Source organism: Cyanobium sp. N5-Cardenillas (assembly GCF_024345515.1).
Classification (GTDB): Bacteria; Cyanobacteriota; Cyanobacteriia; order PCC-6307; family Cyanobiaceae; genus Cyanobium.
Window position 1 is genome coordinate 1 of sequence record NZ_JAGQBG010000147.1, and the last position, 7,901, is coordinate 7,901.

Consider the following 7,901-nt stretch of genomic DNA (forward strand, 5'->3'; position numbering starts at 1 on the left):
TTGAGACGATGGCGCGTGGCTACATCAATCGAGCACGGGAACTGGAGTCTCTCGATATTCAGAGGGAGGATGACTACAACTGGTTCCTTTCTCAGAAGTGGGTGGGGATGGCTGTGTACTCCAACGGCTTTGCGGAGAATCTTCCAGATCTGGAAAGCAAAATTGGCTATTTTCAAGAGCTTGGCATCAATATGGTACATATTCTGCCCATCTTGAGGTGCCCAGCTGGGAAAAGTGATGGTGGCTACGCGATCAGTGATTTTCGCGAGATCGATGAGAGGGTCGGTACGATCGCGGATCTTCGCCATATCGCTGATGAGTTCAGGGGGCGAGGCATCCTGCTGGTATTGGATATTGTTCTGAACCATACTTCGGATGAGCACGAGTGGGCAAAGCGGGCGATTGCGGGAGAGCAACACTTTCGGGATTATTACTATGTCTATGACAGCAGGGATATCCCTGACGTCTTCGAGCAGAGCATGCCCGAAGTCTTTCCAGAGTCCGACCCCGGTAATTTTACTTGGAATGAAGAGATGGGCCAATGGGTCATGACGGTGTTTCATGACTACCAGTGGGATCTGAACTACTCCAATCCAGCTGTTTTCATTGAAATGCTGGATGTGCTGTTGTTCTGGGCCAACCAGGGAGTCGATGTTCTGCGTCTCGACGCCGTTGCCTTTCTCTGGAAAAAGCTTGGCACCACATGCCAGAACGAACGCAAAGCCCATCTGATCCTGCAACTGATGAAGGACTGCTGCCAGGTGACGGCGCCCGGCGTGCTGTTCATTGCTGAGGCGATCGTGGCGCCCACCGAGATCACCAAGTACTTTGGCGAAGATGCGATCGTGGCCAAGGAGTGTGAGATCGCCTACAACGCCACTTTGATGGCCTTGTTGTGGGACAGCGTGGCCACCCGAAACACCAAGCTGCTGTCGCAGGGTCTCAAAAGTCTGCCGAACAAACTCGAGCGGGCCACCTGGTTGAACTATGTTCGCTGTCACGATGACATCGGCTTCGGCTTCGATGACAAAGACATCGAGCAAGTGGGCTATGAACCCCGGGCCCACCGTCGCTTCCTGATCGATTACTTCAAGGGAGATTTCGATGCGATTCCCCGGGGTCTTGCCTTCATGCCCAACGACACCACCGGGGACGCGCGAATCTGTGGATCGCTTGCTTCCCTGGTGGGCCTGGAGTCGGCGCTGGAGTCGAAGGATCAGAAGCTGATCGCCACGGCCATCAGCCGCATCCTGCTGATGCATGGAATCATTCTTTCCTTCGGTGGCATTCCACTGGTCTACAACGGCGATGCCCTGGGTGTCCTGAACGATTACAGCTTTTACGACGATCCAAGCAAGTGTAATGACAGCCGCTGGGTGCACCGTCCGAAGATCAACTGGGCCAAGGCAGAGCTCAGAAGGAAGCAGGGAACGGTGGAGTATGCCATCTTTTCAGCGATGAAGAAGATGATTGCCATCCGCAAGGAGATCTCTGCCTTTGCTGATTTCAATAACCGTGAGATTCTTCAGCTCGACAATCAGCACCTTCTGGCCTTCGTACGCTTCAATCACCTGCGGCCTTCGGAGCTGGTCCTGGTGGTGGCCAACGTCAACAACCAACCGCAGTTCTTCGACCTCGACAGCCTGGTGCCCTCGGTCTTCAGCAGCCACGACCGCCTCATCGATCTCCACTCCGGACGGAGTCCGTCCCAGTCCTCCAGCCGCATCGTGCTGCAGGCTTACCAGTTCTATTGGCTGACCAAGACCTGAAGCCCCCACGCCCGATGGTCCCACTGCCCATGCGCGTCGTCACCCCCGTACTGCTGACCCTCCTGCTGGCCTCCGCCGCCGTGGCCGTGACGACGGTGACGCTGGAGCGGCCCCCCAGTGCCCCTGAGGCCCCCTACCAGCCGCTGCCCCTGCCGTCGACACCGACCGCGGTGCCCCGTGCCTACCCCCGTCTGCCGCAGGATCCTGCCGCCATTGCCGCCGAGCTGGCGACCCTGGAGCCGGCCCTGCGTTCGACGGCCACACCGCCCGATCAGCTGCCGGAACTGGCCCACCGCCAGCAGGTGATCTACCGCCGTCTCGCCACCGATCCAGCCCTGGCCGTCCGGGTGCGTGGGTTCCTCCCCGTCCCCTGGCAGGGTGTCCTCAACCGTCACCTGGCGGCCCGCCGCGAGTTCCTGGCCATGCACCGGAGTGGGCCGCGTGCGGCCGTCGTGCCGGCCTGGCGGATCATTCCACCGGAGCCCGCGGCCCATCTGCTGCGCTACTACCGCGAAGCGGCGGCCGCCACCGGCATCCCCTGGGAGGTGCTGGCCGCGGTCAATCTGGTGGAAACGGGCATGGGCCGCATCGATGGGGTTTCCGTCGCTGGTGCCAGGGGACCGATGCAGTTCCTGCCCAGCACCTGGGCCGAGCGTGGCATCGGTCGGGGCGACATCCGCGACCCTGAGGATGCGATCCATGCCGCTGCCCGTTATCTGGTGCGCCGGGGGGGGCTCAAGGACATCCGCAAGGGGCTCTGGGGGTACAACAACAGCAACCGCTACGTGAGGGGTGTGCTGCATTACGCCGAGCTGCTCCGCCAGGACCCCCAGGCGTTCACAGGCCTCTACCACTGGGAGATCCACTACAACTCCGCCGCCGGTGACCTCTGGCTGCCGGTGGGGTACAACCAGCCCAGGCCCTTGCCGGTCACCACCTACCTGAAGCGCTTCCCTGCGTCGACCCCTCCCGGACGCTGAAGCCCCCTGCCAGCATGGACGGCCGCCTTTGGCCCTGGATGACCCAGCTGCAAGCGATCAACATCGCCAAGGTGACCACCATGGTGGCGCTGCTGATCCCGGCCCTGGTGCTGGGGCTTGAGTCTCCCAGGGTGGTGATCTACCTCTCCTTGCATCTCAGCTACTGCCTCTGGTGGTTGCTCGAAGAGCAGCTGTTCCCCTGGCGTTCCCGCCAGCTGTTCACCGAGGTGGTTGGGCCGCTGCAGGCCGCCGTGGTCGTGCTCTATGTCGGGGTCTTCTATGCCCTGCCGGGCTGGCTGGCGATGGCCAACGACCAGCCCCTGCAGCCGCTGACCATCGCCCTGGGGCTCATCTTCTACATCTTCGGATCGCTCCTCAACACGGCAGCAGATGTGCAGAAAGGAACGGCCAAGGAGCTGGGCGCCACCCTGGTGGCGGACGGTGCCTGGCGTCGCGTCCGCCATGTCAACTATCTGGGCGACCTGCTGCGCTACAGCAGCTTCGCGGTGATCGCCGGTTCGCCCTGGGCCTGGCTTCTGCCCGCTTCGGTGCTGGCGCTATATCTGCCCCGGATGATCCGGAAGGAGGCTGCGATGGCGGAGCGCTACCCCGGTTTCGAGGCCTACCGCCAGAGCAGCTGGTGGTTAGTGCCGGGTGTCATCTAGACGTCAGCTGAGGCCGCGACCGAGCAACACATCCCTGGCCCCATTGACCGCCTGCATGGTGTCGTGGCGGCCGCCCCGGTCAGGGTGATGTTCGGCGGCGGCCCGCTTCCAGGCCAGGGTCACGTCCGATTCCCGTAGCCGACCCGCCAGGGCCAGGCCCAGTCTGGAACGGGCCTCGATCGCTTCCAGTCCTGGGCTGCGGCCGAGGGGACCATGGTCGGCGGCTGACAGGCCCGTGCCTTTCTTGCGCCGTCCCTTGGTTCCGGACGGTTTGGCTTTGCCACCCGAACCGGGCATGGCAAAGCCTTTTTTCCGGGCGGGCTGGGGGCCTTCATCGCCGGCGCTGCGGGCGGTTGCCGGGCGAAGGGACACCAGGGAAACGCGTGGGTCGAGCAGGGAGCGGGCCATGGGTTCAGGAGCCAGCTCGGCCGGTGCGTTGGTTGGGTGATCGTGCCTCAGACCGAGGCGTCGAGGGAGGCGGCGTCGAGGGCGGGGGCCAGATCGATGGTCAGTTCGGCCAGCAGGTCGGCAGCCAACTGATCGGCACTCTGGCCATTGGCGGCCAGCAGATCGCTGGATTCGCTGCTGATCCCGGCAACGTCAGGGGCCATCATCGCTTCAGGGGCCTGAGCGCGCCCGCCGGCCATCGCCGGGGCGAAAAAGGCGAGGACCAGACCCACCATCAGGGCAAAGAAGAACGAGAGGGCTCGCATGGGCCAACGGGAGCAAATCCAACCTGTCCTAACACCGCTGTGGTCGTTCGTGCTGTCGCCACGGGAAGATGGCGCCATGGCCAGTCGTGTTTCCTGCCCCGCCCCGGCCGAGGTGTATGCCGGATTCGGAATTCGCACGGCAGCCTCGCTGATCGATTCGGTGCTGATGCTGCTGATCACTGCACCGTTTCCCCTGCTTCTCGCTGTGCTTCCCAGCGAAACGGCTGTTCTTGTACTGAGCACTTTGTTCTCAGCGCTGCTGGTGATCTTCTTCTGGCGCTGGAAGCAGGGCACCCCCGGCAAGTTGATGCTGCGCCTGCGGATCGTGGATGCCGACTCCGGCGGTGAGCCGAGTCTGCGCCAGTGGTGCCTGCGTTACCTCGGCTATCTCCTGTCCACCGTGCCCCTCTTGCTGGGGTTCTTCTGGGTGCTGTGGGATCCTCGCCGCCAGGCCTGGCACGACAAACTCGCCGACACCGTGGTGGTCCATCTCCCACGCCGGGATCCCCAGTCCACCACGGCCCCGACGCCGGTCGGGAATGCTGATGCTGGATCTCCTGCCCCCCGTCATTGGCCATGACAGCGCCCTCCCGTGATCCCCTGGATGAGGCCATCGCCGCCCGCCGGGCCCAGGACCCCCTGGTGGGGGCCAGGATCGGCGCCGAAGAGGTCAGCCGCCGGCTGCTGCAGGCCATGGCCACGGACAGGGGCGTGCATGTCGAATCGCTCCTGGCCGTGTGCGGTGCCCTGGCCGGCTACGCCTGGCAGGCCAGCCTGACGGCCCGCGCCCGGGCGGCTGGCCTGGCGGAGCCGGAGGGATTGCACGTGGTCGGCACCCGTGACGGGGGCTCCTTTCTCGTGGGTGAGGGCCTGGCCCAGGGACTGTTCCAGGAGCGCCACTCCACCTGGGGGTTGGCCGCTGCCGCCGCCCATCAGGCGGGCTGCACGGCGTTGCCGGACCCGCTGGCGCTGTGGCGTCACGGCATGGACAGCCTGGGCCAGGAGACCTTCGGAGTGCCGCAGGTGCCCAGCCGGCACCTGCCGTCTCCGGACTCCCTGCAGTCACTGCCGAGCCTCTGGCCAGCCCTGTTGCCGCTGGTGCTGCGGTTCTGCCCCGATCCGGCGGAATGGCCGATCCTTTACGGCCTGCTGGCCCAGAAGGCCATCACCATGGGCCGGGAGGTGATCGATCCCTGTCTGGCCCTGCGGATCGTGATGGACACCGCCATCGCCAACGCGACCGTGATCCTGGCGGAGAGCCAGGAGACTCCGCCCGCGAGCTGAGCTGTCCCCCCAGCGGCGGCGGTGCCTTGGCAGCAACCCTTCGGGGCGTTACCAAGGCCTGCACGGCTCCATGCAGCAGACGGATGGCCTCCCGGTTTCGACGCGTCCTGAACGCACTGGCGTTGCCCTGCCTGGTGCCGTTGTCGCTGCTGCCACTGCCCGTGCTGGCCACGGGTGAGCTGCCGCCCCGGCCGACGGAGGTTCCCCTGGAGGTGCCGGTGGGGGATCTGGGACAGAACGACCGCTTGCCGGAGTCGCTGCGCGCCCGCTACCGGCCGGCGGCAGCCGGGGCGGTGCCGGCCCTGCTGGCCGGGGCTCTGGGCTACCCCCTGGGGCAACAGCCCACGGAACAGGCCTCCTTCGGCTGGCGGCTGGCCGACTCCCGCAAGGCCTGGCGGATGCACACCGGCCTTGACCTGATCGTCCCGGAGGGCACACCGGTGTTCTCCGTGCTGCCGGGCACGGTGCGCCTGGTGGATGAGGTGGGTGGCTACGGGCTGCTCGTGGTGGTCGACCATGGCCTGGGTTGGCAGAGCCTCTATGCCCACCTGCTGGATGTGGCGGTGCTGCCGGGTGACACCCTGGCCGCGGGGCAGAGCCTTGGGCGGGTGGGCAGCAGCGGATCGGCCAGCACGGCCCACTTGCATTTCGAATGGCGCCAGAGGCGGCAGGGGCGACTGGTGGCGGTGGACCCCTCCCCCCTGTTGCAACCGATCGGAACCGGAGCCTCTGTGGCGGGGCGGGCCCCCCTGCCGCCGCTCCCCTGAGGCCCTCCCCGCCTGGCCTTGCCGTTCAGGGCCGGTCGGGATCCAGCGGCAGGCCCTTCCAGGCCAGGGCCAGGCGCCGAGCCCCCAGCAGCAGCGGGTAGAGCCGTTCGCTGCGGGAGGGCCCGTCGAACAGGGGCACCAGCAACCGCAGCAGGGGATCGCTGGGGCGCATCAGCCCGCACAGGTGTCGCACCGCCTCGGCCCCATGCCAGGCCCGCTCACCCTGGAGCAGAACCGCCCCTTCCTCCAACGGCAGCCCTCGCGCCCGCAGGTCCCGGCGCAGGTCGGTGTCGGCCCGCCCGTCGACGATGCGCAGGTTGGCGATTCCACTGCGCAGTTCACTGCCCAGGGCGAAATGGCGGCAGAACGGACAGCCGCCGTCGTAGACGAGCAGCAGGGGCTGCTCCGGACCCGGCGATCGTGCGGAGGGGGCGCTCAGCGCAGAGGGGGTGGGCATGGGAGAAACGCCTGGGACTTCGGTGCCCTGATTCAGGCTTCGATTCTGGCGCCGGCGGAGCTTCCACGGTGCAGGGGTGCCCCCGGCTGACTTTCGGCAAGTCCTGACAGGTCACCGCATTCTGTGGCCATCGGCACCATCCGATTCATCAGAACCGCTAGATCTTCTGCCACTGGATGATCGAAACATGCTTACACCAAGCACCCGTCTGCGGCTGCAGGACATCATCGGCAGAATTGCCGATTCCCGGCCAATCAGTTTAAGCGAGCGCATCTATGTTCAGAAGTTCGCTGACCGGGATGCCAGTGTCTGGAGCTGGTTGCGACGGGCGCAGCGGACCCAGCAGCGGGGGGAGCCGGACACGGATCTCGAACGCTTCATGGTGCAGATGGATCTGGGGGAATCCAGTGACAGCAGGCCTTTCAATCCCGGTCGGGACGATCTGGGCGACTGGTTCTCCGGTGCGCCGAACTGGCTGCGCCGCAGCTGAGCCGTTCCGGACGCAGTACAAACACTCATTGCCCAGCCTTCGTCGCATCGGTCACTGACATCCAGCGCGGTCCGTGTGTGGATGTCAGGGACGGGATAGAAGGCGCCATGGACGTTTTACTTTGTAGCTATCGCAACTGTTCCGAACGCATGCGGATCATCCGCTGCTGTGGACCGGACGATTTCTTTCTGGAAAGGGTGGTGTTCCCCTTCGAGGTGCTCACCTTCCACTGCCCCCCAGCCAGTGATGTGGAGGTCTGGGCGAGGGATTCGCTGGGCGTCGTGCTCACCGAGCAACTCTCCGCCGATGCCATGGCCATGCAGCAGGATGGGGTGTTGCCCCGTCCTGAATGGCTGCCCCAGGTCCCGAGCCGAGCGGTGGGGGTCAAGGGGAATGCCAGCTCGGTGTGCCTGCTGCCCCACTGAAGCCACACCCATCAACTTCAGGCCCCCGCACCGGCCTTGTCTGCAGTGCCGCCTACCGGGAGCACGCCCCAGGGGCCTGGCATCCGGAATCTCCCGCCCGGGTTGACGCCGTGATCCAGGGGCTGGAGCGCGCCGGTCTGCTGGGCCGGTGTCAGCTGATTTCTCCGCGCCCGGCCACGGAGCGGGAGCTGCTGCGCTGCCACACCCCGCAGTACCTGCAGCGGGTTCAGGAAGACATCCTGGCGGGCCGCGACCAGCTCTCCACCGGAGATACGGCCATCAGTGCCCTCTCCGAGCGCACCGCCCGGCTGGCCGCCGGCGGTGTGCTGGCGGCGGTGGAGGCCGTCATGG

11 protein-coding genes and 1 pseudogene are annotated in these 7,901 nt (G+C 65.5%); 9 read left to right on the forward strand and 3 right to left on the reverse strand.

Going from position 1 to position 7,901, the window contains the following annotated elements; genetic code table 11:
• From KBZ04_RS11715 to KBZ04_RS11725, 3 genes are all read left to right on the forward strand, one after another.
• Positions 1–1,769, forward strand: a 1,769-nt coding sequence (locus tag KBZ04_RS11715; protein ID WP_254992096.1) for an amylosucrase, incomplete at its 5' end; no start/stop codon positions are given.
• A gap of 14 nt (positions 1,770–1,783) precedes the next feature.
• Positions 1,784–2,749 (forward strand): transglycosylase SLT domain-containing protein, encoded by a 966-nt coding sequence (locus KBZ04_RS11720; RefSeq protein ID WP_254992097.1) that lies wholly within the window; start codon positions 1,784–1,786, stop codon positions 2,747–2,749.
• A 38-nt stretch (positions 2,750–2,787) separates the two neighbouring features.
• Positions 2,788–3,414, forward strand: a complete 627-nt coding sequence (locus KBZ04_RS11725; protein WP_254992098.1) for a methyltransferase family protein — start codon at positions 2,788–2,790, stop codon at positions 3,412–3,414.
• Positions 3,415–3,417: 3 nt separating this feature from the next.
• On the opposite strand, the gene KBZ04_RS11730 is transcribed toward KBZ04_RS11725, so the two are convergent.
• Entirely contained in the window at positions 3,418–3,822 is a 405-nt protein-coding gene (locus tag KBZ04_RS11730) for a hypothetical protein (RefSeq protein ID WP_254992099.1), read from the reverse strand.
• Between the two features lie 47 nt (positions 3,823–3,869).
• Positions 3,870–4,127: a hypothetical protein gene (locus KBZ04_RS11735; protein WP_254992100.1), complete on the reverse strand. Its 258-nt coding sequence runs from the start codon at positions 4,125–4,127 to the stop codon at positions 3,870–3,872.
• A gap of 76 nt (positions 4,128–4,203) precedes the next feature.
• Here KBZ04_RS11735 and KBZ04_RS11740 point away from each other — a divergent pair, with 76 nt between their 5' ends.
• The 3 genes from KBZ04_RS11740 to KBZ04_RS11750 all read left to right on the forward strand — a co-directional run bounded on the left by KBZ04_RS11740 (position 4,204) and on the right by KBZ04_RS11750 (position 6,178).
• Positions 4,204–4,707, forward strand: coding sequence for an RDD family protein (locus KBZ04_RS11740; RefSeq protein ID WP_254992101.1), 504 nt, complete (start codon positions 4,204–4,206; stop codon positions 4,705–4,707).
• Positions 4,704–5,411 (forward strand): hypothetical protein, encoded by a 708-nt coding sequence (locus tag KBZ04_RS11745; RefSeq protein ID WP_254992102.1) that lies wholly within the window; start codon positions 4,704–4,706, stop codon positions 5,409–5,411. Before KBZ04_RS11740 ends, KBZ04_RS11745 begins: the two co-directional genes overlap by 4 nt.
• A gap of 134 nt (positions 5,412–5,545) precedes the next feature.
• Complete coding sequence (locus KBZ04_RS11750) at positions 5,546–6,178, forward strand: M23 family metallopeptidase (protein WP_254992103.1); 633 nt, start codon at positions 5,546–5,548, stop codon at positions 6,176–6,178.
• Positions 6,179–6,203: 25 nt separating this feature from the next.
• On the opposite strand, the gene KBZ04_RS11755 is transcribed toward KBZ04_RS11750, so the two are convergent.
• Complete coding sequence (locus KBZ04_RS11755; protein WP_254992104.1) at positions 6,204–6,635, reverse strand: DCC1-like thiol-disulfide oxidoreductase family protein; 432 nt, start codon at positions 6,633–6,635, stop codon at positions 6,204–6,206.
• A gap of 187 nt (positions 6,636–6,822) precedes the next feature.
• Between KBZ04_RS11755 and KBZ04_RS11760 the strand changes: the two genes are divergently transcribed.
• The 3 genes and pseudogenes from KBZ04_RS11760 to KBZ04_RS11770 all read left to right on the forward strand — a co-directional run.
• Entirely contained in the window at positions 6,823–7,125 is a 303-nt protein-coding gene (locus tag KBZ04_RS11760; protein ID WP_254992105.1) for a hypothetical protein, read from the forward strand.
• Between the two features lie 107 nt (positions 7,126–7,232).
• The gene (locus tag KBZ04_RS11765; RefSeq protein ID WP_254992106.1) at positions 7,233–7,550 is read left to right on the forward strand and encodes a DUF1830 domain-containing protein; all 318 of its coding nucleotides are present in this window, start codon (positions 7,233–7,235) and stop codon (positions 7,548–7,550) included.
• Positions 7,532–7,901: pseudogene (locus tag KBZ04_RS11770) on the forward strand (histone deacetylase); the annotation flags it as partial. The gene KBZ04_RS11765 and the pseudogene KBZ04_RS11770, both read left to right, overlap by 19 nt.

Coding starts and splice junctions, on each gene's coding strand:
- KBZ04_RS11720 (WP_254992097.1), top strand. CDS start 1,784: ATGGTCCCACTGCCCATGCGCGTCGTCACCCCCGTACTGCTGACCCTC.
- KBZ04_RS11725 (WP_254992098.1), top strand. CDS start 2,788: ATGACCCAGCTGCAAGCGATCAACATCGCCAAGGTGACCACCATGGTG.
- KBZ04_RS11730 (WP_254992099.1), bottom strand. CDS start 3,822: ATGGCCCGCTCCCTGCTCGACCCACGCGTTTCCCTGGTGTCCCTTCGC.
- KBZ04_RS11735 (WP_254992100.1), bottom strand. CDS start 4,127: ATGCGAGCCCTCTCGTTCTTCTTTGCCCTGATGGTGGGTCTGGTCCTC.
- KBZ04_RS11740 (WP_254992101.1), top strand. CDS start 4,204: ATGGCCAGTCGTGTTTCCTGCCCCGCCCCGGCCGAGGTGTATGCCGGA.
- KBZ04_RS11745 (WP_254992102.1), top strand. CDS start 4,704: ATGACAGCGCCCTCCCGTGATCCCCTGGATGAGGCCATCGCCGCCCGC.
- KBZ04_RS11755 (WP_254992104.1), bottom strand. CDS start 6,635: ATGCCCACCCCCTCTGCGCTGAGCGCCCCCTCCGCACGATCGCCGGGT.
- KBZ04_RS11760 (WP_254992105.1), top strand. CDS start 6,823: ATGCTTACACCAAGCACCCGTCTGCGGCTGCAGGACATCATCGGCAGA.
- KBZ04_RS11765 (WP_254992106.1), top strand. CDS start 7,233: ATGGACGTTTTACTTTGTAGCTATCGCAACTGTTCCGAACGCATGCGG.